The organism is Rhizobium sp. WW22 (assembly GCF_047041135.1).
In the GTDB taxonomy this organism is placed as follows: Bacteria; Pseudomonadota; Alphaproteobacteria; order Rhizobiales; family Rhizobiaceae; genus Rhizobium.
On the sequence record NZ_CP178199.1, the window covers coordinates 1,438,193 to 1,464,821 of the forward strand.

The 26,629-nt window shown below is 61.3% G+C and carries 18 protein-coding genes and 1 pseudogene; 8 read left to right on the forward strand and 11 right to left on the reverse strand.

What is annotated here, in order from left to right:
- Positions 1-109: 109 nt before the first annotated feature.
- The 7 genes and pseudogenes from putA to ACK83U_RS25675 all read left to right on the forward strand — a co-directional run bounded on the left by putA (position 110) and on the right by ACK83U_RS25675 (position 11,214).
- Positions 110-3,813: pseudogene (gene putA / locus ACK83U_RS25645) on the forward strand (trifunctional transcriptional regulator/proline dehydrogenase/L-glutamate gamma-semialdehyde dehydrogenase).
- 223 nt (positions 3,814-4,036) lie between these two features.
- A complete protein-coding gene (locus tag ACK83U_RS25650) occupies positions 4,037-5,056 on the forward strand; it encodes a LacI family DNA-binding transcriptional regulator (RefSeq protein WP_112603546.1) in 1,020 nt (339 codons plus the stop codon).
- A 45-nt stretch (positions 5,057-5,101) separates the two neighbouring features.
- Positions 5,102-6,340 carry an ABC transporter substrate-binding protein gene (locus ACK83U_RS25655; RefSeq protein ID WP_112603472.1) on the forward strand — a complete coding sequence of 413 codons (1,239 nt, stop codon included), beginning with the start codon at positions 5,102-5,104 and terminating at the stop codon, positions 6,338-6,340.
- 67 nt (positions 6,341-6,407) lie between these two features.
- Entirely contained in the window at positions 6,408-7,325 is a 918-nt protein-coding gene (locus ACK83U_RS25660; protein ID WP_112603470.1) for a carbohydrate ABC transporter permease, read from the forward strand.
- Positions 7,322-8,185 (forward strand): carbohydrate ABC transporter permease, encoded by an 864-nt coding sequence (locus ACK83U_RS25665; RefSeq protein WP_112603468.1) that lies wholly within the window; start codon positions 7,322-7,324, stop codon positions 8,183-8,185. The genes ACK83U_RS25660 and ACK83U_RS25665 overlap by 4 nt, the downstream gene beginning before the upstream one ends.
- 22 nt (positions 8,186-8,207) lie before the next feature.
- The gene (locus tag ACK83U_RS25670) at positions 8,208-10,139 is read left to right on the forward strand and encodes a glycoside hydrolase family 127 protein (protein ID WP_412474916.1); all 1,932 of its coding nucleotides are present in this window, start codon (positions 8,208-8,210) and stop codon (positions 10,137-10,139) included.
- A gap of 1 nt (position 10,140) precedes the next feature.
- A complete protein-coding gene (locus ACK83U_RS25675) occupies positions 10,141-11,214 on the forward strand; it encodes a sn-glycerol-3-phosphate ABC transporter ATP-binding protein UgpC (protein WP_112603464.1) in 1,074 nt (357 codons plus the stop codon).
- Positions 11,215-11,268: 54 nt separating this feature from the next.
- Here ACK83U_RS25675 and ACK83U_RS25680 read toward each other — a convergent pair whose 3' ends face one another.
- The 11 genes from ACK83U_RS25680 to murA form a co-directional block, all read right to left on the reverse strand.
- Positions 11,269-13,539, reverse strand: a complete 2,271-nt coding sequence (locus ACK83U_RS25680; protein ID WP_112603544.1) for an FdhF/YdeP family oxidoreductase — start codon at positions 13,537-13,539, stop codon at positions 11,269-11,271.
- Positions 13,540-13,681: 142 nt separating this feature from the next.
- Positions 13,682-14,632, reverse strand: a complete 951-nt coding sequence (locus tag ACK83U_RS25685) for a lytic transglycosylase domain-containing protein (protein ID WP_112603462.1) — start codon at positions 14,630-14,632, stop codon at positions 13,682-13,684.
- A gap of 106 nt (positions 14,633-14,738) precedes the next feature.
- On the reverse strand, positions 14,739-15,854 hold the full coding sequence (locus tag ACK83U_RS25690) for an anhydro-N-acetylmuramic acid kinase (protein ID WP_112603460.1): 1,116 nt from the start codon (positions 15,852-15,854) through the stop codon (positions 14,739-14,741).
- A 10-nt stretch (positions 15,855-15,864) separates the two neighbouring features.
- A complete protein-coding gene (locus ACK83U_RS25695) occupies positions 15,865-16,884 on the reverse strand; it encodes a serine hydrolase domain-containing protein (RefSeq protein WP_112603458.1) in 1,020 nt (339 codons plus the stop codon).
- A gap of 21 nt (positions 16,885-16,905) precedes the next feature.
- A complete protein-coding gene (locus ACK83U_RS25700; RefSeq protein ID WP_112603457.1) occupies positions 16,906-18,645 on the reverse strand; it encodes an ABC transporter ATP-binding protein in 1,740 nt (579 codons plus the stop codon).
- On the reverse strand, positions 18,642-19,481 hold the full coding sequence (locus ACK83U_RS25705) for an ABC transporter permease (RefSeq protein WP_112603455.1): 840 nt from the start codon (positions 19,479-19,481) through the stop codon (positions 18,642-18,644). The genes ACK83U_RS25700 and ACK83U_RS25705 overlap by 4 nt, the downstream gene beginning before the upstream one ends.
- Entirely contained in the window at positions 19,481-20,440 is a 960-nt protein-coding gene (locus ACK83U_RS25710; RefSeq protein WP_112603453.1) for an ABC transporter permease, read from the reverse strand. Before ACK83U_RS25710 ends, ACK83U_RS25705 begins: the two co-directional genes overlap by 1 nt.
- Positions 20,441-20,569: 129 nt before the next feature.
- Positions 20,570-22,069 carry an ABC transporter substrate-binding protein gene (locus ACK83U_RS25715; protein ID WP_112603542.1) on the reverse strand — a complete coding sequence of 500 codons (1,500 nt, stop codon included), beginning with the start codon at positions 22,067-22,069 and terminating at the stop codon, positions 20,570-20,572.
- Between the two features lie 103 nt (positions 22,070-22,172).
- Positions 22,173-23,096, reverse strand: coding sequence for an N-acetylmuramic acid 6-phosphate etherase (gene murQ / locus ACK83U_RS25720; RefSeq protein WP_112336889.1), 924 nt, complete (start codon positions 23,094-23,096; stop codon positions 22,173-22,175).
- 271 nt (positions 23,097-23,367) lie between these two features.
- Positions 23,368-24,258, reverse strand: a complete 891-nt coding sequence (locus tag ACK83U_RS25725) for an N-acetylglucosamine kinase (RefSeq protein WP_112603451.1) — start codon at positions 24,256-24,258, stop codon at positions 23,368-23,370.
- A complete protein-coding gene (gene murA / locus ACK83U_RS25730) occupies positions 24,255-25,511 on the reverse strand; it encodes a UDP-N-acetylglucosamine 1-carboxyvinyltransferase (protein WP_112336891.1) in 1,257 nt (418 codons plus the stop codon). Before murA ends, ACK83U_RS25725 begins: the two co-directional genes overlap by 4 nt.
- A gap of 227 nt (positions 25,512-25,738) precedes the next feature.
- On the opposite strand from murA, the gene ACK83U_RS25735 reads away from it, so the two are divergent.
- Positions 25,739-26,599, forward strand: coding sequence for a MurR/RpiR family transcriptional regulator (locus ACK83U_RS25735; RefSeq protein WP_112400849.1), 861 nt, complete (start codon positions 25,739-25,741; stop codon positions 26,597-26,599).
- Positions 26,600-26,629: the final 30 nt, after the last annotated feature.

Genomic DNA, 26,629 nt, shown 5'->3' on the forward strand with positions numbered 1-26,629 from the left:
CGCTTTTTTGGAATGAAGTATGTTCTCGTCGAAGCAACGGGAGGGCTACGGGTGGCGATATCGCTAACCTCAGCTCAAACCATTGGGCCCCTTGCACCTTGAGGTTATCATGACTGTCTCTGCCAAGCTCGCCACTGAAAAACCAACTGCAGATGCTGCCCCATTTTCGCATTTCGCGCCGCCCATTCGTGAGCAGAGCCCGCTTCGTCAGGCAATCACTGCCGCCTACAGACGCCCCGAGACCGAATGCCTGCCCTTCCTCGTTGAAGCGGCGACCTTGCCGGATGCGACACGCGAGGCGGCAAGGAAGACCGCCAAGAAACTGATCGAAGCGCTGCGCGCCAAGCACAAGGGCGACGGCGTCGAGGGGTTGGTGCACGAATATTCGCTGTCGAGCCAGGAAGGTGTGGCGCTGATGTGCCTTGCCGAGGCACTGCTGCGCATCCCAGACACCGCGACGCGCGATGCGCTGATCCGTGACAAGATCGCCGGCGGCGACTGGAAATCGCATATCGGCGGTGGCCGCTCGATGTTCGTCAATGCCGCGACCTGGGGCCTCGTCGTGACCGGCAAGCTGACCTCGACGGTCAACGAAGGCGGCCTCTCCGCCGCACTGACAAAGCTGATTGCCCGCGCCGGCGAGCCCGTCATCCGCCGTGGCGTCGACATGGCCATGCGCATGATGGGCGAGCAATTCGTCACCGGCGAGACCATCGATGAAGCATTGAAGCGAGCACGTGCGCTCGAAGCGAAGGGCTTCCGCTATTCCTACGACATGCTCGGCGAGGCGGCCACGACCCACGCCGATGCAGAACGCTACTATCGCGACTATGAAAACGCCATCCATGCGATCGGCAAGGCCTCGGCTGGCCGCGGCATCTATGAAGGCCCCGGCATCTCCATCAAGCTCTCCGCGCTGCACCCACGCTATTCGCGTTCGCAGGCCGACAGGGTGATGGGCGAACTTCTGCCGAAGGTGAAGGCGTTGGCGCTGCTCTCCAAGCGTTATGATATCGGCCTGAACATCGACGCCGAGGAAGCCGACAGGCTGGAGCTGTCGCTCGACCTTCTGGAAGAACTGTGCCTCGATCCGGATCTGTCCGGCTGGGATGGCATCGGCTTCGTGGTGCAGGCCTACGGCAAGCGCTGCCCCTTCGTCCTCGATTTCATCATCGATCTTGCCCGCCGCTCCGGGCATCGCCTCATGGTCCGTCTCGTCAAGGGCGCTTATTGGGACGCCGAGATCAAGCGCGCGCAGTTGGACGGCTTGGAAGGTTTCCCCGTCTATACCCGCAAGATCTATACAGACGTCTCCTACATCGCCTGCGCCAAGAAGCTGCTGGCCGCGACCGACGTGGTCTTCCCGCAATTTGCCACCCACAACGCCCAGAGCCTGGCCACCATCTACCACATGGCTGGCGACGACTTTGCGGTCGGCAAATATGAATTCCAGTGCCTGCACGGCATGGGCGAGCCGCTCTATGAAGAGGTCGTGGGCGCCGAAAATCTTAATCGCCCCTGCCGGATCTACGCGCCAGTCGGCACCCACGAAACGCTGCTCGCCTATCTTGTCCGCCGCCTGCTCGAAAACGGCGCCAATTCCTCGTTCGTCAACAAGATCGCCGACCCTGCCGTCCCGGTATCGGAGCTGATCGCCGATCCCGTCGAGATCGTGCGCAGCATGACGGTTGTCGGCGCGCAGCACGACAAGATCGCTCTCCCGGCCGATTTGTTCGGCGGCGCGCGACGGAATTCCGCTGGTGTCGATCTCTCAAATGAAACGGCGCTCAACGATCTCTCTGCGCAGCTGCAAGCTTCGGCAGCTAAAGACTGGACCGCCAAGCCACTTCTCGCCGACGGCTCCGAGCGCGGCGTGGCCCGTGCAGTTCTCAATCCTGCCGACCATGCGGACCTCGTTGGCCATGTCGTCGAACTGGAGCCGGAAGATGCGCCCGACGTCATGCGGCTTGCCGCCGCGACAGCCGAGCGTTGGGCCGCGGTGAGCCCCGCAGACCGGGCCACCATCCTTGAACGCGCCGCCGATCTCATGCAGAGCGAGATGCCTGCTCTCGTCGGCCTGAGCATCCGCGAAGCCGGCAAATCGGCCGCAAACGCCGTCGGCGAAATCCGGGAAGCGATCGACTTCCTTCGCTATTACGCCGCGCAGGCACGCCAGGTGCTGAAGCCGGAGAGCGAGCCGCTCGGCCCTGTCGTCTGCATCAGCCCGTGGAACTTCCCGCTGGCGATCTTCACCGGACAGGTTGCGGCCGCGCTTGTCGCCGGCAATCCGGTCGTCGCCAAGCCGGCCGGCAATACGCCGCTGATTGCCGCGCAGGGCGTCCGCATCCTGCACGAGGCCGGCATCCCGCGCGATGTCCTGCAGTTTGTCCCCGGTAGCGGCAGAACGGGCGCAGCCCTCGTCGGTGCTCCCGAAACCGCCGGCGTCATGTTCACAGGCTCGACGGAAGTTGCTCGCCTGATCCAGGCTCAGCTTGCCGAGCGCCTCTCCAAATTCGGCAAGCCGATCCCCCTCATCGCCGAAACCGGCGGGCAGAACGGCATGATCGTCGACTCCTCTGCCCTTGCCGAACAGGTCGTCGGCGACGTCATCGCCTCGGCCTTCGACAGTGCCGGCCAGCGTTGCTCGGCCCTGCGCGTCCTTTGCCTGCAGGAGGAAGTGGCCGATCGTACGCTGACCATGCTGCGCGGCGCCCTTCGCGAGCTCTCGGTCGGCAGGACCGATCAACTTGCAGTCGACATCGGCCCGGTCATCGACGACAACGCCAAGCGCGGCATCGACGAGCATATCGAACGCATGCGCAAGCTCGGCTGCAATGTCGAACAGCTCGACCTTCCCGAAAGCGCTGCCAAGGGCACCTTCGTCGCTCCCACCATCATCGAGCTCAAGAAGCTCAGCGATCTGAAGCGCGAGGTGTTCGGCCCGGTCCTTCACATCATGCGCTATCAGCGCAAGGGGCTCGACAAGCTGATCGCCGATATCAATGCCTCCGGCTACGGCTTGACCTTTGGCCTGCACACCCGGCTTGACGATACGATCGCCCATGTGACCGAGCGCGTGCGCGCCGGCAATCTCTATGTCAACCGCAACATCATCGGCGCTGTCGTCGGCGTCCAACCCTTCGGCGGCCGCGGGCTTTCCGGTACCGGTCCGAAGGCCGGCGGCCCGATGTATCTGCGCCGTCTGTCGCCTCCCCGACCGAACCGTTGCGCGATGCCTCCGTACAAGCCGACCCCACCGCCCAGCGGTTCGTCGCCTGGCTCGAAAGCAAGGGTGCCGCGGACACAGCCAAACAGGCCCGTGCCGTCGCCGCCCAATCGTCGCTCGGCTTCAATACCGAGCTGCAAGGCCCGGTCGGCGAGCTGAACCTCTACGCGCTGCATCCGCGCGGCAGAATCCTGCTTGTTCCGCAGACGGCTCCTGGCCTGCATGTCCAGATCGCCGCAGGCCTTGCGACAGGCAATTCGATCGTCATCGATGCGGCATCCGGCTTGCAGGAAGAGCTTCATGGCCTGCCGGCGCAGGTCGCAAACCGCATCTCCTGGACGAAAGACTGGGCGGCCGATGGACCTTTCGCTGGCGCTCTCATCGAAGGTGACGCTGCACGCATCCAGCAGGCGATCAAGACGATCTCGGCTATCCCCGGCCCGCTGGTTCTTACACAGGCTGCGTCGAGCGAGGAAATTGCCAAGAACGCAGACGCCTATTGCCTCAACTGGCTGCTCGAAGAGGTGACGACATCAATCAACACCGCGGCCGCCGGCGGCAATGCCAGCCTGATGACGATCGGCTGAAACTAACGGCGATCTAGAACGCGGCGGCCGGGACCGGCAGGTCTCGGCCGCCGCTTCGTTTCATGGCGTACATTCTGCAGTGACCTGCCAATTCGCTACGGCCCTCACCCAGCTTCTCGGCCTCCTTCTTTTCCGTGCAGAAATTTTTGAGAAAAGCTTTTCTCTAGTTGACTCGTGCGCTGAGAAAAGCTTTTCTCATGAAAACTCGACTGGGAGAAGACATCTGGAAAATCAGCGTGCGAAAAGCGGACGCGCAACGATTCACGACGTTGCGGCGGCTGCGGGCGTAAGCATTTCAACGGCATCCAAGGCCTTGAACAATACCGGCCGCATGGGCGACGACACACGCGAAAGGGTCAAGCGTGCCGCCGCCGACATCGGCTTCCGTCCGAATGCCTTGGCCAAGGGATTGCTCAGCAATCGCACGTTCACGATCGGTCTTCTGACCAACGATACATATGGCCGCTTCACGCTGCCAGTCATGGCCGGCATCACGGAAGCGCTCGTCGATCACGGGGTATCGGTCTTCCTCTGCACGATTGAGGACGATCCGGCGCTTGGAAAGGTTCATGTGGACGCGATGCTGGACAAGCATGTGGATGGCATCATCGCCTCTGGAAAGCGGATCGACCGCCGCCTGCCCGTCGATCTGTCCAATCTGCCGATCCCGGTCATCTATGCATTTACCGAGGGGGCTCCGGGAAGCGTCACCTTCTGCGCCGACGACTATCAGGGGGCGGCCCTTGCGGTCGAATGGTTGCAGGGACTCGGCCGACGCCGGATCGCCCATGTGACCGGCCCTGAAAGCTTCGTTTCGGTGCGTGAGCGCGCCAAGGCCTATCGCGACCTCGCCGGAGACGGGCTGCCGGTCATGTACGGTACATGGTCCGAGGCCTGGGGACACCACGCCGTCGCACAGCTTTGGAGCGTGGCTGGAGCAAAGCCGGACGCGATCTTCTGCGGCAACGACCAGATTGCCCGCGCGGTCGTCGATGCGCTTCGCGAACGCGGTGTGCGGGTGCCGGAGGATGTCTCGGTGGTCGGTTTCGACAATTGGGAGATTGTCGCCGCCCAGACACGGCCACCGCTGACGACGGTCGACATGAATCTTAAAGCCCTCGGCCGCGAGGCGGGCTTGACAGTTCTCGCGCTTGCCGAGGGGCGCGACGTCGAACCTGGCATCAGAACTTTGCCCTGCGAGCTTATCGTGCGGCAATCATGCGGGGGAAGCCCCGGTCGTTGATTAAAGGGAAAGGGGCTGACGGGAGTAGCCCCATGGGAGGAGAACATGATGAAGCGATTTCTGGCCGCAACAGGCCTCATATCCTTAATGCTTGCATCCGGTGCATCTGCCGAAAACATCTCCATGTGGGTTCGAAGCGGCATTGGCGATTCCTTCAAGAAGGTCGTCGAGGCCTATAATGCCGGCCATGAGGACAAGGTCACGCTGACCGAAGTACCCTTTGCCGAACTCGTGCAGAAATATGCGACGGCGATTGCCGGCGGCCAGGCGCCGGACGCTCTGTCGATGGACCTCATCTATACGCCGGCTTTCGCCGCCGCCGGTCAGCTCGAGGATCTGACGGACTGGGCAAAGAGCCTGCCCTATTTCAATTCGCTGTCGCCCTCGCATGTGAAGCTCGGCACCTATGACGGTCACATCTATGGCCTGCCCCTATCCGTCGAAACCTCGGTTTTCGCCTGGAACAAGGATCTTTACAAAAAGGCCGGCCTCGACCCTGAAAAGGCTCCGACCACATGGGAGGAGATCACAAGCAATGCCGAGAAGATTCGCGCGCTCGGTGGCGATACCTACGGCTTCTACTTCTCCGGCGGCGGCTGCGGCGGCTGCATGATCTTCACCTTCACGCCACTCGTCTGGGGTGCCGGCGCCGATATTCTCTCGGAGGACGGCAAGAAGGCTACGCTCGACACGCCGCAAATGCGCAAGGCAGTCGATATCTACCGCAACATGGTCAAGAAGGATCTGGTGCCGGCGGGTGCCGCAAGTGATACCGGCGCCAATTTCCTCAGCATCAGCAACGGCAAGATCGGCCAGCAGAGCATCGGCGCCTTTTCGATCGGCACACTGATCACGCAGTATCCCGATATCCATTTCGGCGTGACGCTGATCCCCGGCGTCGACGGCAAGCCGTCCTCTTTTGCCGGCGGCGACAATTTCGTCATCTCCAAGGGCACGAAGAAGCTCGATGCCGTGAAGAAGTTCCTCGAATACACCTATTCGCTCGACGGACAGAAGATCATGGCGAAGTACGGCAGCCTGCCGACGCGCGGCGATATCGCCGACCAGGTGCTTCAGGGCCTGGATCCGCGCATGCAGGTCGGGCTGAAGGCAATCTCGGTTGCCAAAACGCCTTACACGCTACAGTTCAACGACCTGATCAACAGCGCCAACGGACCGTGGGCGGGCTTCACCAACGCAGCCATCTTCGGGGGTGATGTCGATGGCGCATTCTCCAATGCCCAATCGGAGATGCAGTCGATCATCGACAACGCCCAACAATAATCAGTCCATGAACGCCGGGGAGCCTGAAGGCTTCCCGGTCCAACCATCGCAACATCGGGAGCATTCCATGGCTGGCCCTGGAGCTATCGCAACCGCACGCCGTCGAACGCGGCGAAGGCGTGCCAGCTGGCACGGGTTTGTCTACATCGCCCCGGCCATGGCGCTCGTGATCGTCTTCTTCGTGCTACCCGTGGTCTTTACCTTCTGGATGAGCTTCCACAACTGGCCATTGCTCGGCAATCCCCGCTGGATCGGCTTCGGTAACTATATCCGCATGGTCTCCGATATGCGCTTCATGGCAGCGCTGCGCTTCACCGCCTATTACACGGTGATCGTGACCATTGCGATCTTCGCCATAGCCTTCCCGCTCGCCTTCTTCGTCGAAAAACACCGGCCATTCGTCGGCTTCTACCGCACGATCATCTTCCTTCCCGTCGTCGTCGGACTTGCAACGGCGTCGCTGCTCTGGGTCTGGCTCGCCAATGTCGACGCCGGCTTCTTCGCACCGGTCGCTCTGGCGCTCGGTCTCGTCGACAAGAGGCCAAACCTGCTTGCCGATTTCGACATGGCATTCGCGACCATCATCGTCATGGTGGTCTGGAAGATCGCCGGCTTTACCATGATCATCCTGCTGACAGGCCTGCAGGCAATCCCCTCCGAACTGACCGAGGCCGCGCGAATCGACGGCGCCAAGCGCTGGCAGCGCTTCCGACATCTCACCCTGCCGCTGATGCGTCGCACGATTGCGCTTGCGCTCATCATTTCCATCACCGGCTCGGTGCTTGCCTTCGACCAGTTCTACATCATGACATCAGGCGGCCCGCAGAACCGTATGATTTCGGTGGTCTATTACATCTTCAACCAGTCCTTCGTATCCTTCAATCTCGGTTATGGCGCAGCGCTCTCGATCGCGCTCCTCGTCATCCTGGTGCTGATCAGCATCGTCCAGCTTTGGCTGCTGCGCGTCGGGGAGGACAAGCCATGAGCACGGCTAAGGAGCGTCGCGTGCGGCGCAAGCTCTGGGGCGGCTTCGGCTATCACGGCATCGGCGTCGTTATCGTCATCTTTTTCTTCGCGCCGTTCGCCATCGCACTGCTATCATCGTTCCGGCATGGAACCGAGGCTAGCCTGCCACCGCTGCCGCCATGGCCGACGACCGGCTTCAGCTTCGACGCCTATCGCTCGCTCGATGGCTTTGGCGCCGGCGTCGTCCAGCATACGCTGAACTCACTATTCGTCTCGGTCGCCACCGTGCTCTTGACCGTCATCGTCAGCCTGCTCGCCGGCTATGGCTTCTCGCGCTATCATTTCCCCTTCAAGGGTGCGCTCTTCATCCTGATCATCGCGACGCTGATGATCCCCTTCCAGTCGATCCTGACGCCGCTCTTCATCATCCTGGCAAGGCTCGGCCTCAATAATTCGCTGATCGGGCTGACCCTCGTCTATGTGACGCTGCAGCTTCCCTTTTCGGTCTTCATGATGCGCAACGCCTTCGACGCCGTGCCCAAGGAAATCGAGGAAGCGGCACGCATCGACGGCGCACGCGATCTGAAACTGCTGTTCCGCGTTCTCTTCCCATTGGTGTTGCCAGGGGTTGCGACCGTCGCGATCTTTGCCTTCCTCAACGCCTGGAACGAGTTCCTGGCGGCCCTGGTGCTCCTGTCGAGCAACGAGAAATTCACCCTGCCGGTGCTGATGATCGCCGTCAGGACCGGGCGCCTCGGCGCCGTCAACTGGGGAGCGGTCCAGGCCGGTATCGCCGTCATGACCATCCCCTGCGTCATCGTCTTCCTGCTTCTGCAACGCTATTACATGCGCGGGCTGATGGCCGGCGCGGTGAAATAACCCTTTAAGTAAGGATCAAGCCATGTCTGACAGAGAAAGCCGCCAGTTTCGCCCCCTGCCCGTTCCGAATGTCGAGCTCGGAGGGCTTTTCGGCGCCCGCCAGGATGCCATCTGCAATTCCACCGCTGCGACCCTTCTCGACCGGTGCGTCGAAGCGGGCATGATCCAGGCGATCGACGTCAGTCAGCCAAGCCCCGGCATCGTCATCCCCTTGCAGACATGGTCGGGCTCGACGCAGATGTTCTGGGACAGCGATCTCGGCAAGTCGATCGAAACCATCGCCTATTCGCTCTATCGCCGCCCCAATGCCGAACTGGAGGCGCGCGCGGACGCCATCATCGACATGTACGAAAAGCTGCAGCAGGAGGACGGCTATCTGAATGCCTGGTTCCAGCGTGTCCAGCCCGGCCGTCGCTGGACCAACCTGCGCGATCATCACGAACTTTATTGCGCCGGCCATCTGATCGAGGCGGCCGTCGCCTATTATCAGGCAACGGGCAAGCGCAAGCTGCTCGACATCATGAGCCGCTTTGCCGATTACATGATCACCGTCTTCGGGCATGGCGAAGGCCAGCTGCGCGGCTATTGCGGCCATGAAGAGGTGGAGCTTGCACTCGTCAAGCTGGGCCGCGTCACCGGTGAGAAGAAATATCTCGATCTTGCCAAATACTTCATCGACCAGCGCGGCCAGGAACCGCATTTCTTCACCGAGGAAGCACTTCGTGATGGCCGTGATCCCAAAAATTTCGTGCAGAAGACCTATGAATACAGCCAGTCGCACCTGCCGGTGCGCGAGCAGACCAAGGTGGTGGGCCATGCGGTGCGCGCCATGTACCTCTATTCCGGCATGGCCGATATCGCGACGGAATATAACGACGATACGCTGACCTCGGCCCTTGAGACGCTCTGGGACGACCTGACGACGAAGCAGATGTATGTAACCGGCGGTATCGGACCGGCTGCCTCCAACGAGGGCTTTACCGACTATTATGACCTGCCGAACGAGAGCGCCTATGCCGAGACCTGCGCCTCCGTCGGTCTGGTCTTCTGGGCCAACCGCATGCTCGGTCGCGGACCGAACCGCCGCTATGCCGACATCATGGAAGTAGCGCTCTACAACGGTGCAATGGCGGGCCTGTCGCAAGACGGCAAGACCTTCTTCTACGAAAATCCTCTGGAGAGCGCCGGCAAGCATCACCGCTGGACCTGGCACCATTGCCCCTGCTGCCCGCCCAATATCGCACGCCTGCTCGCCTCCGTCGGCTCCTATATGTATGCCGCCGCCGACAACGAGATCGCCGTCCATCTCTACGGCGAAAGCAAAGCCCGCGTCCCTCTAGCCGGTGGCGTGACCGTGCAGCTTTCCCAGGAAACGCGCTACCCTTGGGACGGTGCAATTCGCTTCGAGGTCAATCTGGATCGCGCGGCCAAATTCGCTCTATCGCTGCGCATTCCCGAATGGGCCGAGGGCGCGACGCTCGCAGTCAATGGCGCACCGGTCGATCTGGCAACGATCACCGTCGACGGCTATGCCCGCATCGAGCGGGAATGGCAGGCCGGCGACAGCGTCGACCTCACGCTTCCGCTCATCCCGCGCACGCTGTTTGCCAATCCTAAAGTTCGCCAAGACGCCGGGCGTGCGGCCCTGATGCGCGGGCCGCTCGTCTATTGCGTTGAAACTACCGACAATGGTCACGACCTCAACGGCATTTCGCTTTCCAGCGATCCGGCCTCCGCCGAGACGACGGAAATTGCCGCATTGGAGGGCGCAGTGGCGCTCGATGTTTCGGTCATGCGCGATGAGGCGGACTGGGGCTCAGATCTCTATCGGACGACACCGCCGAAAAGCGTTGCCTCCACCGCGCGTTTTGTGCCCTACCATCTCTGGGACAATCGCGATCCGGGCGAGATGCTGGTGTGGATCCGCGCCGATCAGATGCAGCGCGGAGCCTGACATGACGAAGAACGGCATGCGCCTGACCGGCGTCCGCAAGAGTTTTGGCGGACTGGAGGTCATCCACGGCATCGATCTTGACATACCGGAAGGGGCTTTCGTCGTCTTCGTCGGCCCGTCCGGCTGCGGCAAGTCCACGTTGCTGCGGATGATTGCCGGGCTGGAAGAAGTCACCGACGGCGAGATCGCCATCAAGGGCCGAGACGTCACCGATCTCGATCCGTCCGAGCGCGGTATAGCCATGGTCTTCCAGTCCTATGCGCTCTATCCTCACATGAGCGTGCGCGACAATCTTGGTTTTGGGTTGAAAATGGCCCGAACCGATGCTTCCGAAATCGAAAGACGCGTGCGTTCCGCTGCGGCGATCCTCAAGATCGATCATCTGCTCGAGCGTCGGCCGGGCCAGCTTTCCGGCGGCCAGCGCCAGCGTGTCGCCATCGGCCGCGCCATCGTTCGCGAGCCGGATGTCTTTCTCTTCGACGAACCGCTTTCCAACCTCGATGCGGAGCTGCGCGTCTCCATGCGCATCGAAATTGCCCGGCTTCACCGCGAGCTCGGCAATACGATGATCTATGTCACCCATGATCAAACCGAGGCCATGACGCTCGCCGACAGGATCGTCGTGCTGAGGGACGGCCGGATCGAGCAGGTCGGCAGCCCGCGCGAGGTCTATGAAGATCCGGCCAACAGTTTCGTCGCCGGCTTCATCGGCTCGCCGAGGATGAACATGATCGAAGCGACATGGTCAGGCGACGGATCGGCAAAGGTCGGCAATGGCAGCATCGAAGTCGATCTTAGCCAGCACAAACCATCATCCGGCGAAAAGATCCTGCTCGGTATGCGCCCCGAACATTTCGTCGTCGTTTCAAATGCAGCCGATGCCGTGCGGGTCACGGTCGATGTCACCGAATATCTGGGCGGCACACGCTATCTCTATTGCCAGACAGAGGATGGCCAGGCGATCATCGCCGAATATCGCGACGGGCCGGAGATCGAGCGCGGCGACACGCTCCATCTTTACTGCCCGCCCGAACGTCGACGCTATTTCGACAAGCAGGGAGGACGGCTGCGGTAGGTCGTTTACCCAGCCAACAAGGTAACAAACGTCGGCTGGATGATCGTGTGAAGATCAAGCCGCCTTGCTGACCCGCACCGGAACGGACTTATACGAAGGAGTGCCGCTTTCCTTGTCCTGGTAGTCGATCGGGATCAGGCAATTTGCCTCCGGGTAATAGGCAGCAACAGAGCCCTCGGAAATATCGTAGGAAATGGCGGTCAGCTTCAAGAGCCGTTTGCCGCCTGAGGGCAGCGCGGTCTCGATCTCGACGAGATCGCCGTGCTCCAACCCCTTTGCCTTCAAATCCCTATCGTTCATGAACAGCACGTCACGGCGGCCGAAGACGCCGCGATAACGATCGTCGAGACCGTAGATCGTCGTGTTGTACTGATCATGGCTGCGGATCGTAGCGAGCTTGAGGATAGTCCCATCTGAAAGCGAGATGTCCTCGTTGAGGCCGGAAAACAGCTTGAACTCCGCCTTGCCGGAGGGCGTCTTCCAGACGCGTTCCGTCGGCCCGATCGGCAGGCGAAAGCCGCCCGGCACCCGGATGCGCTCATTGTAATCGGCAAAATCCGGATAGACGATTTCGATCTTGTCGCGGATCAGATCGTAGTCCGTGATGAGCTCCATCCACGCAACCTTGCTGTTCGGCAGGGCCGCCTGCGCTATTCCCGCAACGATGGCAGGCTCGGAACGCAGCTGGTCGGAGGCCGGCTTCAGCCGCCCGCGCGACGCATGCACCATCGACATCGAATCCTCGATCGTGACTGACTGCGCGCCGGTTGCCTGAACGTCCTGCTCGGTACGGCCAAGCACGGGGAACAGGAAGGATTCCTTGCCAATAAGTAGATTGGAGCGATTGAGCTTGGTGTTCATATGGACGGCGAGATCGAGCTTACGCATCGCCTGCGCGCAAAGTTCCGGATCGGGAAGCGCAATCGAGAAATTACCGCCGAGGCAAAGCAGCACCTTGGAGCGCCCCTCCGCCATCGCCTGCATGGCGGCAACGGCATCGTGACCATGATGAGCCGGCGACGTGAAGCCGAACGCCCGTTCGATACCCTCGATCAAGGCCGGCGTCGGCTTCTCGGTAATTCCGACGGTGCGATTGCCTTGCACGTTGGAATGGCCACGCAGAGGGCAGATGCCGGCTCCCGGCTTGCCGAAATTGCCCCGCAGCAGCAAGAGATTGGCGATCTGCTGGACATTGGCCGTTCCCTTGGCATGCTGAGTGATGCCCATGCCATAGGCGACGATCGTCGCCTTTGACTTGACGTAGGCGTCGGCAACCCGCTCCAGATCAGCCCGGGCAAGACCAGAGACACGCTCGATATCGGCCCACTCCGTCTGATTGATATCGGCAACAAGCGCGTCGAAGCCGGTGGTGTGTTCGGCAATGAAGGCATGATCAAGAACATCTGACGAGGTCTCGGCCAGTGCGAGAACCGCCTTCATGATGCCCTTGAGCGCGGCGGCATCGCCGCCAATCTTGACCTGATAATAGGACGATGCGATCCGGGTCGAGCTGAAGGTTCCCATCTCGATCGGATCCTGCGGGTCGGCAAAACGCTCCAGCGCCCGCTCCTTCAGCGGATTAAAGACGATGATCGGCACGCCGCGGCGCGAGCATTCATGCAGCGTACCCATCATGCGCGGATGATTTGTGCCGGGATTGTGCCCCATGGAGATGATCAGATCGCATTCGTCGAAGTCGTCGAGCGAGACGGTGCCCTTGCCGATGCCGATCGATTGCGGCAGGCCGACGCTGGTCGCTTCGTGGCACATGTTCGAGCAGTCGGGGAAGTTGTTGGTGCCGTATTCGCGGGCGAAAATCTGGAAGAGGAAAGCCGCTTCGTTGGAGGCGCGGCCCGACGTATAGAATTCGACCATATCCGGATCGGGCTGGCTGCGCATGACCTCGCCGATGCGGGCAAAGGCGTCCTCCCAGGCAATCGGCCGGTAGGTATCGGATGCGCGGTCATAGACCATCGGATGCGTCAACCGTCCGGAATTTTCCAGCTCGTAGTCGCTCCAGGTCAGAAGTTCGCTGACCGTGTGCTCGGCGAAGAATTCGGGCGTTACGCGCTTGTTCGTCGCTTCCCAGGTGACGGCCTTGGCACCGTTTTCGCAGAACTGGAAGGTGGAGGTGTGTTCCTTGTCGGGCCAGGCACAGCCAGGGCAATCGAAACCCGTGGGCTTGTTGGTGCGCAGCAGCAGGCCGGGCGCTTCGGTGATGTCCATCTGCTCGCGCACTGCATTGGCGGTCGCCTTCAGGGCTCCCCAACCGCCAGCGGGGCTGTTGTAGGGACGAATACCGGGGACTTCACGCTTCTGCGCCATCATACGCTCCTTTAGCAACCCAAACGGCTTCCTCCCAAAGGTCGGGCTTGCAAGAAATAAGCTTGCGACATCAGGGAGTAAAGCACAATCAAGCGACAGAGAATCAAACAATCACCAAGCATGCCGGAGCTATGCGCTTACATTAGTTCCTGAAGACCAGGCAGGAGCCGCCCTGCTGCCGGACTTGCGTGCAAACGGCATCCGCTTCCTCCCGCGTTTGCCGCGGAATGCGCGCCGCATAACGGACACGGCGGCCAAAGTCGGCATTGCGCTGCCGCACGATCAACGGCTTTTCCGCGTTCAGCGGAGCCGGCAGCTTCCGGATATTTGCGGTAAACAGACGGCGAGCGGCATCCACCTGAAAATGTTCGGCGAGTTGCGCGCCCCAGGGCGCCCAGGGCCGCTCCTGCTCCAAGGGAATGGGCTTTAGCCGCCGGCTTTGCGCAAGCGCGACACAGGAATCGACGAACGGCTTGCTCTTATCCAGCACCGGAGCTGCGATATCGGGCGGATCGTCGCGCCATTCCTCGACGCTGTGGGCGGTGATCGCGCTCACATAGTTGCGCGTCTCATAGGGAAGCCCGCCGGAATTCAGGAAATTGGCAAGACCGCCCTCGCCGGCATTATAGGCAGCGGCGGCAAGACCCAGATTGCCAAAACGGTCACGCAATTCATCGAGATAGGTCGCCGCCTTGCTAAGTGCTTCCAGCGCATCGTAGCTGTCGCGCACGCCACGCAGCTTCGCCGTTCCCGGCATGAACTGCGCGATGCCGCGAGCGCCCTTAGGGCTGACTGCATCGGAGCGAAACAGGCTTTCACGCCAGACCAGCCGCGCCAGATATTCCGGCGGCAGACGATTGCTGTGAGCGAAATACTCGATGGCCGTGCAGAGATCGCGATTGTAGCTGTCCTTGCGCAGGCAAAGCGTCTCGCCCGTCTCCGTCGTCATTGGGCCGGAAACGCAGACGGGAGGCGCAACGCGCCATTCCGGTTGCGCAGCTGCTGGGCTAAAAACAAAAGCATCGATGGCAAATGCGATCGCAAAAGCAACGATGATGCCGACGAAGCCTGCCCGGTAATGCCTGCCTGCCATATAAGCGATATCCGTCCGAGACCAAGCGATCGCAAATTCGTGGCCTCTTCATATCATCGATGGACGGAAGCGAAAACCTCTCACGCGATAGCTGGTTCGCGGGCGGCTATTGCGCGAGGCGGCCGCCGCGCATCGGCGCCGGCACGCCCGTCGTGCCGGGAAAGCTGATCGGCAGGCCCCGCAGCACGCGCACCGCGAGAAACGCAAAGCACTCCGCCTCCACCGCGTCGCCGCGCCAGCCGAGATCTTCGGCGAAGATCGGCTCCACCCCGGCCCGGCTCTTCAGCATCGACATGATCGTCGGATTATGCCGGCCGCCGCCGCTGACGACGACCTTGGTGGGCCTGCGAGGAAGGAGATCCAGCGCCTTGCCCACAGCGCTTGCCGTGAAGGCCGAAAGTGTGGCTGCACCATCCTCCGGGCTGAGGCCATCCGCCATGGAGGCGCCGAAATCGAAACGATCCAGCGACTTCGGATAGGGCGCCGTGAGATAGGGATGCTGCAGCAGCCGCTCGAGCCGTGCCTCATCGACCTTGCCGGCAGCCCCAAGCGCACCGTCGCGGTCCATCTCGCCAAGCCCGTGCGACTTGATGAAGTCGTTGAGCGGCGCATTGGCCGGGCCGGTATCGAAAGCAACGAAATTGCCTTCTCCATCCGACCAGGTGACATTGGCAACGCCGCCGAGATTGAGAATAGCCGCCTCGCCCGCAGCACCTGCACCGCGCAACAGCGCGGTATGGTAGGCGGCAGCAAGCGGCGCTCCCTGCCCGCCGGCGCGCATGTCGGCCGAGCGGAAATCATAGGCGACCTTCGTGCCGAGAATGGACCGCATCAGCTCGCCATCGCCAAGCTGGCGCGTCTGCCCCAACCGATCCTTCTGTGGCGCGCGATGCAGGACAGTCTGGCCATGGAAACCAACGACACCGATGTCTGCCATCGTCATGCCATTCCCTTCGACCAATTCCCTGACCGCCTCCGATTGCGCCCGCGTCAAGGCCTCCTCGGCTTGCTTGAAGATCGCCGGCTCCGGCCCTTCAAAATTCCAAACGCGCGCCTGTGCCAGCGTCTCTTCCAGGAGCCTGCGGATCCAATCGGGATAGGGGGCCAGCACGTAAGGGCCGAATTCCGCGACGCGCTCGCCATCGGTCTTCAGCATGGCGACATCGATATTGCCGTCGAGGACGGTCCCGGTCATCAGACCGACTGCCCAGATTGGTTCCATGGTCAGGCTCCTATGCTGCGTTGACGAGATCGCTGACGGACTGACGAAGCGCCAGTATGCCGCTGTAGAAGTGGCGCGTCGGATGGATGCGGTTGGTAAGGAGGGTCCAGGCCTTGCCTTGGTCAAAATCGACCCAGAGGGCCACGCCTGTAAACCCCGTATGGCCGATCGTGCCGGGCGAGCAAAGAGTGCCGCCATGCCAACCGTCATGGGGCCGTTCCCAGCCATGGGTGCGAGTGGCGGAAAGCGGTGTCCGCATCAGCGCGATTGACTGCGCCGACGCGCCGCTACCGTCAAGCAACCCCTTGGCGAAATCGAGAATCGCGTCCGCCGTTCCGAAGAGACCGGCATGGCCGGCACCCTGCAATGCCGAACAATTGTCGTCATGAACCTCGCCCGACAGAACGCGGTGGCGCCAGGTGCAGTCTTCCGTTGCAGCGGCCAATTCCGGCGGCGCGGAAAAGGCAAATCCAGACCCCGGATCCATAGCGCGGATCGTCTTTCTATTCAGCCGCTCCAGAGCGAAGCCTAGCAGGATGAAGTTGATATCGGAATAGACGGGCGGCCCGGCGCGCCATTCGCGCTGCAGGATGAAGGCGCGCAGAAGCTCTGGGTCACGGCCATAGGTGTAGATTGGCTCGACTGCCGGAAACGGTGTCTGGTGGCCGAGGCATTGCCGGAACGTCACTTTCCGCTCCCAGGCCTCGGCACTATATTGACGCAGATCGGGCAGGAGTTCGACCAAGGGAGCATCGAGGTCGATCGTGCCGGCCTCGGCCAGGGCCAGGATGCGCGGCGTGGTGAAAATGACCTTGGTGAGCGACGCAAGGTCGAACCAGGTGTCGACCAGCATCGGCCTGACATCCGGTACCTTCTGTGCCGAACCAACGGCGCGGACCTGCCTGATACCGTCGAGATCGACCATGCCAAGCACGCCGCCGGGGATGCGCGCCGCCGAAACCGATTGCTCGATCGGCGCGAAGGCTCGATCAAAACGCTCCTGAAACTGCATGCTCCCCCTGCTTGCCATCTCGCCTCTCCTCGGCCTCGTTCAAGCTTCCGCCAGCGCGATGTGATCCGGCGCAAAGCGGCGCCACTCGGGAACGGTGGGCTCGAAGCCTAAAGGACGCACCAGGGACGGAACCTGGCGGGTGTCGAGCGTGAAGTTTTCCTTGCGCCGCGCCACCGTCGGAACCGCCGCGATCAACCGCCTGGTATAGGAATGCTTGGGCTCCGACAAGACTGAGGCGGCATCGCCGATCTCGACGATCTGCCCTGCATAGATCACCGCGATGCGATGGGCGATCCGCTCCACGACAGCCATGTCATGAGAGATGAAGAGATAGGCAAGCCCATATTCGCGCTGCAGTTCGATCAGCAATTCCAATACCTGTGCCTGGACGGACACGTCGAGCGCGGAAACCGCCTCGTCAAGCACAAGTACGGACGGGTTCAGCATCAGAGCGCGCGCGATGCACAGTCTTTGCCGCTGGCCGCCGGAAAATTCGTGCGGATAGCGTTCAAGGGCGTTTTCCGGCAGGCCCACCCGCTTCAGCAGCATCAGCATGCGTTCGCGCGTCTCGACTGAGACGCGCGCACCCGATGCTATCACCGGCTCGGCGAGGATGTTGTCGACACGAAGGCGCGGATTAAGCGAGGCATAAGGATTCTGGAAAACCATTTGCACCGCGCTGGTGCGATCCGCCGCCTTGCCGCTATTCGTCGCAAAAGTGCCGCGGGTCGATTTCACCAATCCGAGGATTGCGCGGGCCGTGGTGGATTTACCCGATCCACTCTCGCCGACGATCGCCAGCGTCTCGCCCGGCATCAGGTCGAAACCGACGCCTTCGACGGCGTGAACGGCGCCTGTCGGTCGATGCAAGAAGCTGCCCTTAACCGGAAAACGGACGGTCAAGCCATCAACCTTCAATGCCGGCTTGGACGACGCCTCATCCCTTTGAAAATCGGTGCGTGCAGCCTGTCCCGAGGCGAAATGTGGAACGGAATGCAATAGATGCCGGGTATAGGGATGGGTTGGATGATCGAGGATCTGATTAAGCTCGCCCTGCTCAACCGCCTGACCTGCCTGCATCACCATCACCTTGTCGGCAATGCCGGCGACGAGGCCGATATCGTGCGTGATGAAGATCATCGACATGCCGGTCTCGCGCTTCAATTCGGCAAGAAGTGCCATGATCTGCGCCTGCACGGTGACATCGAGCGCCGTCGTCGGCTCATCGGCAATCAATAGACGCGGATTGCAGGCAAGCGCGGTTGCGATCATCACTCGCTGCAACATGCCGCCGGAAAGCTGGTTCGGGCAATAGGTCATCCGCCGCGCGGCATCGGGAATACGCACGCGATCCAGCGCATCCTTGGCCGCCGCCTTTGCTTGGCTGCCGGTCAGGCCGCGGTGCAGCCGGAAGGATTCCTCGATCTGCGTGCCGATGGTCAGGACCGGGTTTAGCGAGGTCATCGGCTCCTGGAAGATCATGCCGATCTCGGCACCACGGGTCTTCGTCAGTTCCGCTTCGCTCGCCTTGGTGAGATCGAGGATGCTGTTGTCGGCACGCTTGAGGCGGATCGAGCCGCCGGTGATCCGGCCCCCGCCGAAATCGACGAGGCGATTGAGTGACAGTGCTGTTACCGACTTGCCCGAGCCGCTCTCGCCGACGATCGCCAGCGTCTCGCCGGCTTCGAGATCGAAGCTGACACCACGCACGATGGGATTGGCCTCGGGATTGCGCCCGAAGCCGACGCTGAGATCAGAGACGGAAAGAAGCGGTGTCATACCGTCGCCCTCCGCATCTTCGGATCAAGGATATCGCGCAGGGCATCGCCAAGAAGGTTGAAGCCGAGGATGGAGATCATGATGGTCACGCCCGGGAAGATCAGCAGCCAGGGTGCCGTTTCCATGAGATTGCGGCTGTCGCTCAGCATCAGGCCTAGCGAGGAGGCCGGCGGCTGCGTTCCCAGACCGAGGAAGCTGAGGCCCGCTTCCGTCAGCAGCGACCAGGCAAGCGCCAGCGTCACCTGCACGGTCAAGGGTGCGACGAGATTGAGCAAGAGATGCCGCGTCAGAATGTAGGAACGGCTGCTGCCGAAGGTGCGGGCGGCATTGACGAAATCGCGTGCCTTCAGCGAAAGGGCCGGGCCTCGCACCACGCGGGTAAAAATCGGCGTATAGACAATCGCAATCGCCGCAACGCTGGTCCAGGTGCCAGGCCCGACAATGGCGATGATCAGGAGTGCCAGCAGGATCGCCGGGAAAGCTAAAAGCACATCCATCGCGCGCATGATGATGCCATCCCAGCCCTTGCCAGACCATGCCGCCGTCAAGCCAAGCAGCGTACCGAGCAAGGTCGCAAAGGCAACGGAGAAGAAGGCGACGGTGAAGGATTCGCCGATGCCATGCATCAGGCGGCTCGCAACATCGCGGCCGAAAAGATCGGTGCCCATCCAATAGGTGAGGTTCGGGGCGTGCAAGCGGTCGATGCGGTTCTGCGTCAAGGGATCATGCGGGGTCACACCCGACGTGCCGAGAATGGCAAGTAGAACATAAATGAGGACGATGATTCCGCCGATCCGGCCGCTCATATGTCCAAAGATGGCTTTGACGATGCTCATTAGCCTTCTCCCAGACGGACGCGCGGATCAAGCGCGACATAAGCGAGATCGACGAGCAGATTGACGATCATGAAGTTGAAGGCAATGAACAGCACGCTGCCCTGCACCAGTGCATAGTCGCGCTGCAGGATGGCATCGAGCACCATGCGGCCAAGCCCCGGCAGGGCATAGATCTGCTCGACCAGCACAGCGCCGCCCAGCAGATAGCCGAATTCGACGCCGCTCAGCGTCACCACCGGGATCAGCGCATTCGGCAGAGCATGCCGCCAGATGACACCGCGCGCCGGCACGCCGCGGCTGCGGGCGGTGCGGACATAATCATCGCTCAAGACGTCGAGCATGGCCGAACGCACGACACGCGTCACCGAGGCGGCGAAGGCGAACCCCAGCGTCAGCGCCGGCAGGATCATTTGGCCGAGATTTTCAAGCGGGTTCTCCCAAAGGGGCGTGAAGGCACCCATGGTCGGCAGCACACCGAAACCGGCAGACAAGGCATAGATCAGCAGAAGGCCGAGAACGAAATTCGGCGTGGACTGCCCGATCATGGCGACGATGCGCACGAAAAGATCGGAGAACTTTTCGTTTCTGGTGGCGGCAAAGACGCCCGCCGGCAGGCCGATCGTAAGCGCGATCACCATTGAAAGCAAGGCAAGCTCGAGCGTCAGCGGAAAACGCTCCAGAATGATATCGAGAACCGGCTTGCCATAGGTAACGGATATGCCGAGATTGCCCTGGAATACGCCGAGCAACCAATGCCAGTATTGGACGGGCCAGGACTGATCGATGCCGAAATAGGCGGCAAGGGCCTGCCGCTGCTCCGGCGTCAGCAGGCCCGCGTTGGTTCCGAGCATCGCTGTGATCGCATCGCCAGGCACCAGCCGGATGGCGACGAAGACGAAGATGGACACGCCCAGCATGATCAGCGGGAATGTCATCAGCCGGCGCGTCAGATATGACATTGCAATTCCTCTAAAACAATTTCAGCTGAACCAAGACGTGAACTGACAGATGAAATTGCGTAAAAACAAAGAGATAGAGCATTTCCATGAGATCGCTCGAAAGGGAAATGCTCTAGGTCCCGATCATCGTTACTTGATCGAGACCTTGCTCAGACCGAACAGCGAGCCGGTCGGCGTCGGTATGAAGCCCGCCACGTTCTTTTGCTCGGCCGTGTAGCCATAGGCCGTATAGAGCCAGATCCAGGGCGACACTTCGGCAAGATGCTTTTCGAACTCGGCGAAGATCTCCTTGCGCTTGGCAGGATCGGTTTCAGCGCGGCCCTTCTGCATCAGGCTGTCGAGCGTGTCGTCGATATAGTTGGCGACCTTCTGCAGATTGCCCGTCTTGGTCCAATAACGGTTGTACATGGAATAGGGGTCGGCACTGCCGCCGTTCAGCGCAACGGCCATGTCGAAATTGCCCTTCAGCCAGGTGTCGACATAGACGTTGAGTTCCATCACCTTGATATCGAGCTTGATGCCGATTTCGGCAAGCTGCGACTGGATGACCTGCGCCTCGGCCGTGGCGGTCGGCGGCTCGCCGGTTGCGGCGATCACCGTCGCCGAGAAACCATTGGCAAAGCCGGCATCGGCCATCAGCTTCTTCGCCTTGGCGACATCGCGCGTGTAACAGAAGAGCTTGCTGGGATCGGTCGCATAGAGCGGCATCGTCAGCGGCCCCGTCACCTTGCCTTCGCCGAGGGCGGCCGTATCCATCACATCCTTGCGATCGATGGCGCAGGAAATTGCCTGGCGCACGGCCGGCTGATCCATCGGCTTCCGAGAGGGATTGAGCTGCAGGACGTTGTAGGAGAGCACCGGCGTTCGGGTGAGCTGCAGTTTCGGCTCCTTCGGCACCAGCGTTGCGACAAGCGGATCGTTGAGCAGCGCGAAATCGATCTGACCGGTGCGGAGCGACGCAAGGATCGCGGTTTCATCCGGCAGCACGCTGATATTGATGCCATCGACGCCCGTGGCGCCGCCGGCCCAATCCTTATTCGCGCTCAAGACTTCCTTGGAATTCGGAACCCAGCTGTCGAGCTTGAAGGGGCCGGAACCGATCGCTTTGGTGCCGATGGTGCCGGCGGTGATTTCGCTGGCCGGCACGACGGCAGCATTGAGGCTGGTCATCGCCGTCAAAAGGGGAACGTCGGGCTGCGACAGATTGAAGACAACGGTATTGGCATCGGGCGTATCGATGCTAGCGATCGACAGGAAATTGGCGCGGGCAACGGCGCCGGTCGCCTGATCGAGAATGCGCTGGAAGGAGGCCTTGACGTCAGCCGAAGTCACCGGCGCGCCGTTCTGGAATTTGGCCTTGGCATTGAGCTTGAAGGTCAGCTGCTTGCCGTCGGGGGAGAACTGCCAGCTCTCGGCAACGCCGGGCACGATCTGCAGATTGCTGCCGAGGCGAACGAGCGGCTCATAGATCAGCTCCAGCAGGCGGATGGAGGAGAAGGCCGTCTGCTTATGCGGATCAAGCCCGGTCGCGTCCTGCGACCATGCCATACGCAGCGTCGCTGCCTGCGCCGGAATCGCGACGGTCGCCAGACCAACCCCCACGGCCAGCGCTACTCCCGAAATCAGCATCTTTGCAAAATTCCCTTTCACTTTCAGTCCTCCAAATTTTTTTAAATGTCCCCGGCCGATTTTAGCCTATTGATTGCCGTCGCGGCGTGCCGCGATGGTTGTCTCAAGCAGTCCTGGCGTTGATGGCCTTACGCAGGAATCCATCAGCGTTTTGCAATGCCGCGCGGGCTTCTTCAATGCCCATCCCGGTAATTTCCATGAGAATGGCAAGCTTGACGTCGTTGCCGGTGAGATCAAGCACGCGGCGCGCTTCCTGCTGGGTACAGCCGGTCGCCTGCATGACGATGCGCGAGGCGCGCGCCACGAGCTTCTTGTTGCTGGCGCTGACATCGACCATCAGGTTCTGATAGCTCTTGCCAATGCGGATCATGCTTGCCGTCGTCAGCATGTTGAGAATGAGTTTCTGCGCGGTGCCCGACTTTAGCCTTGTCGAGCCGGTCAGGATTTCCGGACCAACGACCGGCGAGATCGCCAGATCCGCAATACCGGCGATGATGGAGTTCGGATTGCAGGAAAGTGCCACAGTGAAGGCGCCGATGCTCTTGGCGTAATTCAGGCCACCGATCACATAGGGCGTGCGACCGCTGACGGCGATGCCGACGACGACATCATCCTTGCTCAGCTCGATCTCCTCCAGCGCCTGGCGCCCCTGCGCCGGATCGTCCTCCGCGCCCTCGATCGAGCGCCGCAGCGCATCCGGACCGCCGGCAATAAGGCCGACGACCATGTCCGGCGCCACGCTGAAAGTCGGTGGGCATTCGGAAGCGTCGAGAACGCCGAGACGGCCGCTCGTGCCGGCACCCATATAGATCAGCCGTCCCCCCTTCTGGAAGGCGGCGACGATTTGATTGACGGCGGCGGCGATCGCCGGAATGACCTTCTCGACGGCGAGCGGCACCGTCTGATCCTCATAGTTCATTTCACGTAGGATATCGAAGGTCGGCAGCAGATCGATATGCATCGTATTCGGATTGCGCCCTTCGGAAACCAACTGCTCCAGTTCGGATATCAACGTCTGCTCTGTCATGGGCCTGCTCGCGAAATAACGCTTGAGTATCAATAGGTCAGGATGGCGAGCTCGATCCATTAAGATCGGGCTCGCCGCAGCAAAGATTGGCTTTCAGTTAAACGGAAGACCAAAGTCAGCCGGGACTGAGGATGGCCTTTCTGGCTTCGTTCCCCGTCCATTCCCTGTTTACCTTGGTTAACACTATGTCCATTTATTCCTTTCGTCAATCCAGAAAGGAATAAAATATTCCATATCGATCGCGCAAAAGCTCTGCCCTCAGTCGCATCGTTCAATGTTGGCAAATCGCCCTTCTGGCGAGGATGATAGCCCCTGAGACGGCATCGCCGTCGATGGGTTTCAAGCGACGGCGTACATCGGGCGAGAGCCAAGGCTCGAGCGGGCTTGCGAGACCACCAAGCAGGCAGACGCGCGGCGCACCTTTTTCGAACAGGGTGCGAACCAGCGTATCGATATGGGCGGCTGCACTTTGCACGATACGCCGCGCGGCGGCATCGCCCTGATCGGCATGGCGGAGGACCATCGGTGCAAGGGCCGCATAATCCGTGGCCGAAGCCCTGTCCATCCAGGCGACCGCCTCCATCGGATCATTCTGGAAGCGTTGCATGATTTCGGCCAACAGCGCCGTCTTCTGTTCGCGGCCATCATGGGCACGCAGCGCAAGCTGCACCGCCTTCAGCCCGAGATAGGCGCCGCTGCCCTCATCCGAAATCGGAAAACCATAGCCGCCGACCCGCAATTGCCGTCCTTCGACGAGACCGAGCCCGATCGAGCCCGTCCCGGCAATGACGATGGCACCATCGCGACCGGAATGCGCGCCGAGGCAGGCGCCCTCCCCGTCGCTAATGAACTTGATGCTGGCAAATGGATGCTCTATCGCCTTCAACGCATCAAGCGCGCCCTTGCGGCCGATGCCCGCCAACCCGACGCCGACGTGGATGCGCCCGATATCGTCGGCACTCAACCCGGCTTCTTCTATTGCTGCGTCAAAGGCACGCGAAATCGACGCCCATGCTTCGGCGATCCCGAGCCTGGTCGTTGCCGGGCCGGACAATCCCTGCCCCAAAATCATGCCTTCAGCATCCTCGATGCGCGCCCGGCAGCCAGTACCGCCGCCATCGATGCCGAGGAAATAAGGAGCGTTTTCCGATACGGCGGTCATGACGTCAGCCGTTCGATATCGGCGCCGCAGAGACGCAGCTTGCGGTCCAGCTGCTCATAGCCGCGATCAAGATGATAGACGCGGTTGACGATGGTTTCGCCCTTGGACACGAGGGCGGCGAGAACCAGCGACACGGATGCCCTGAGGTCTGTCGCCATCACCTGCGCGCCCTTGAGTGGCGCTCCGCCACGCACCAGTGCCGTCGTGCCCTGCAGGGTGATATTGGCGCCGAGCCGCGTCAACTCCGGCACATGCATGAAGCGATTTTCGAATACGGTCTCGCGGATCAGCGTCGCGCCTTCAGCGCAGCAGGCGAGCGCCATGAACTGCGCCTGCAGGTCCGTCGGGAAGCCCGGATAGGGTTCGGTTGTGATATCGGCTCCCTTGAGCGGGCCGTCCCGGGAGACCACCAGACCGCGATCACTCGGCCAGACGCTGACGCCCATGGCCTCAAGCGCCTGGACGACTGAGGCCAGATTTTCCAACCGGGCATGAATAAGCTCGAGCTGACCGCCGGTGATCGCCGCTGCCACCGCATAGGTGCCTGCCTCTATGCGGTCAGGGATGCCGTGATGCTTGGCCGGACGCCAGTCGGTGTCACCATCGATGAGGATGCGATGGGTCCCCGCCCCTTCGATCCGCGCACCCATGGCGCTGAGGCAGGCCGCGAGATCCGCCACCTCCGGCTCGCGGGCTGCGTTCAATATCTCGGTTTCTCCCTTGGCGGCGCAGGCGGCCATCATGGCCGTTTCCGTCGCACCTACGGATGGCGAACTCAGCACGATCCGCGCGCCCTTCAGCCCATTTGAAGCCGAAGCGACGATCAGGCCACTTTCGATCGCAATATCGGCGCCCAACGTCGCCAGGGCTTTGATGTGCATATCGACGGGCCGCGCGCCGATGGCGCAGCCGCCAGGAAGGGAAACACGCGCATGGCCGAAGCGGGCAAGCAGCGGCGCCAGCACCAACACAGTCGCCCGCATACGCCTGACCGTATCGTAGGACGTCTCCTTCGAGACGATGTTATTCGCATCGATCGTGGTGCCATGCGGCCCGCGCTCAACTCTGGCACCGTGCAGGGCAATGACATCGAGCATGTTCTCGACATCGCTGACTGCGGGCAGGTTCGTCAGTTCCAGCGGATGCGGGCTCAAGAGCGCCGCTGCGATTTCCGGCAAGGCGGCATTCTTGGCGCCGGCGATGGTCACCGCGCCCTGCAACCGTCTGCCGCCGGAGATGCGAAGTCTGTCCATGATGAGTATCCGTCGAGGAAAAGGTGAGGACACCGCGAGTCCTTCACGCATTTCTTCCAAAGACTAATCGGCCATTCCAGAGTGTCAATCAGATTTGGAATTTTTTATTCCAATTTGCTGTGATACTGTCCGATCGCACGAAGCGAGATTGCCGAGCTAGAACCGGATGCTATTTTCGGTGCGCTCGCGTCGGCGGGTGAAGCGGCCTTGATGGCTCGAAGGGACAAATGTCGATCTTAAAGAAAATCAGCGCGCAGCTCGAAACCATGGCGCCCGCCGATCGCCAGATCGGACAGTTCATCATCGATAATCCCGACCAGATGCTGCGCCTGTCCTCAGCAGCGCTCGCGGTCGAAACCGGCCGCAGCCAGTCGAGCGTCGTCAAGTTCAGCCAGAAGCTAGGCTATGCCGGCTATCAGGAATTGAAACTTGCCGTCAGCGAGGCGAAAGCGCAGGAATGGCAGGCGCCGGCCGGTATGATCCACGGCACGATCGAGGTGGGCGACGGCTATCTCACGATCCTGCAGAAGCTGCTCGGCAGCAAGATGCAGGCGATGCAGCAAACGATCTCGGTCAACAACGAAGCCGATATCGAAAAGGCTCTCGAGGCACTTCATGACGCGCGGCGCATCCATCTGGCAGGTGTCGGCGCCTCGTCGCTGGTCGCACGCGACTTTTCCTACAAGCTGATGAAGCTCGGCCGCAACGTGCTGCATGACAGCGATAGCCATGTGCAGATGGCGAATGCATCGACCTTGGGGCCGGATGACCTGCTCTTTGCGCTTTCCTATTCCGGCGCCAGCATCGAGACGCTACGGATTGCGGAATTGGCCAGCCAGCGCCGAGCAACCGTCATCGCCGTCACCGGGCTGCAGGACAATCCACTCGCCCGCGTCGCCGATATCTGCCTTCATACCGTCGGCGATGAAGATCGCGTCCGCTCCTCGGCAATCACCGCCCGCGATGCACAGCTGATGCTGACCGACCTGCTGTTCATTCTCCTGGTGCAGCGTCAGCCTGACGCCAACGACTATGTCCATAATAGCGAGACGGCCGTTTCGGTGCTGAAGGCCAAGCGTCTTTCGTAAGATCGCGCTCCGGTAACCAAGCTGTGACGA

Bases quoted from the DNA above. Each gene is read 5' to 3' on its own strand.
- ACK83U_RS25655 (WP_112603472.1), top strand. From the start codon at position 5,102: ATGATGAAGCGATTTCTGGCCGCAACAGGCCTCATATCCTTAATGCTT.
- ACK83U_RS25660 (WP_112603470.1), top strand. From the start codon at position 6,408: ATGGCTGGCCCTGGAGCTATCGCAACCGCACGCCGTCGAACGCGGCGA.
- ACK83U_RS25665 (WP_112603468.1), top strand. From the start codon at position 7,322: ATGAGCACGGCTAAGGAGCGTCGCGTGCGGCGCAAGCTCTGGGGCGGC.
- ACK83U_RS25670 (WP_412474916.1), top strand. From the start codon at position 8,208: ATGTCTGACAGAGAAAGCCGCCAGTTTCGCCCCCTGCCCGTTCCGAAT.
- ACK83U_RS25675 (WP_112603464.1), top strand. From the start codon at position 10,141: ATGACGAAGAACGGCATGCGCCTGACCGGCGTCCGCAAGAGTTTTGGC.
- ACK83U_RS25680 (WP_112603544.1), bottom strand. From the start codon at position 13,539: ATGGCGCAGAAGCGTGAAGTCCCCGGTATTCGTCCCTACAACAGCCCC.
- ACK83U_RS25685 (WP_112603462.1), bottom strand. From the start codon at position 14,632: ATGGCAGGCAGGCATTACCGGGCAGGCTTCGTCGGCATCATCGTTGCT.
- ACK83U_RS25690 (WP_112603460.1), bottom strand. From the start codon at position 15,854: ATGGAACCAATCTGGGCAGTCGGTCTGATGACCGGGACCGTCCTCGAC.
- ACK83U_RS25695 (WP_112603458.1), bottom strand. From the start codon at position 16,884: ATGGCAAGCAGGGGGAGCATGCAGTTTCAGGAGCGTTTTGATCGAGCC.
- ACK83U_RS25700 (WP_112603457.1), bottom strand. From the start codon at position 18,645: ATGACACCGCTTCTTTCCGTCTCTGATCTCAGCGTCGGCTTCGGGCGC.
- ACK83U_RS25705 (WP_112603455.1), bottom strand. From the start codon at position 19,481: ATGAGCATCGTCAAAGCCATCTTTGGACATATGAGCGGCCGGATCGGC.
- ACK83U_RS25710 (WP_112603453.1), bottom strand. From the start codon at position 20,440: ATGTCATATCTGACGCGCCGGCTGATGACATTCCCGCTGATCATGCTG.
- ACK83U_RS25715 (WP_112603542.1), bottom strand. From the start codon at position 22,069: ATGCTGATTTCGGGAGTAGCGCTGGCCGTGGGGGTTGGTCTGGCGACC.
- murQ (WP_112336889.1), bottom strand. From the start codon at position 23,096: ATGACAGAGCAGACGTTGATATCCGAACTGGAGCAGTTGGTTTCCGAA.
- ACK83U_RS25725 (WP_112603451.1), bottom strand. From the start codon at position 24,258: ATGACCGCCGTATCGGAAAACGCTCCTTATTTCCTCGGCATCGATGGC.
- murA (WP_112336891.1), bottom strand. From the start codon at position 25,511: ATGGACAGACTTCGCATCTCCGGCGGCAGACGGTTGCAGGGCGCGGTG.
- ACK83U_RS25735 (WP_112400849.1), top strand. From the start codon at position 25,739: ATGTCGATCTTAAAGAAAATCAGCGCGCAGCTCGAAACCATGGCGCCC.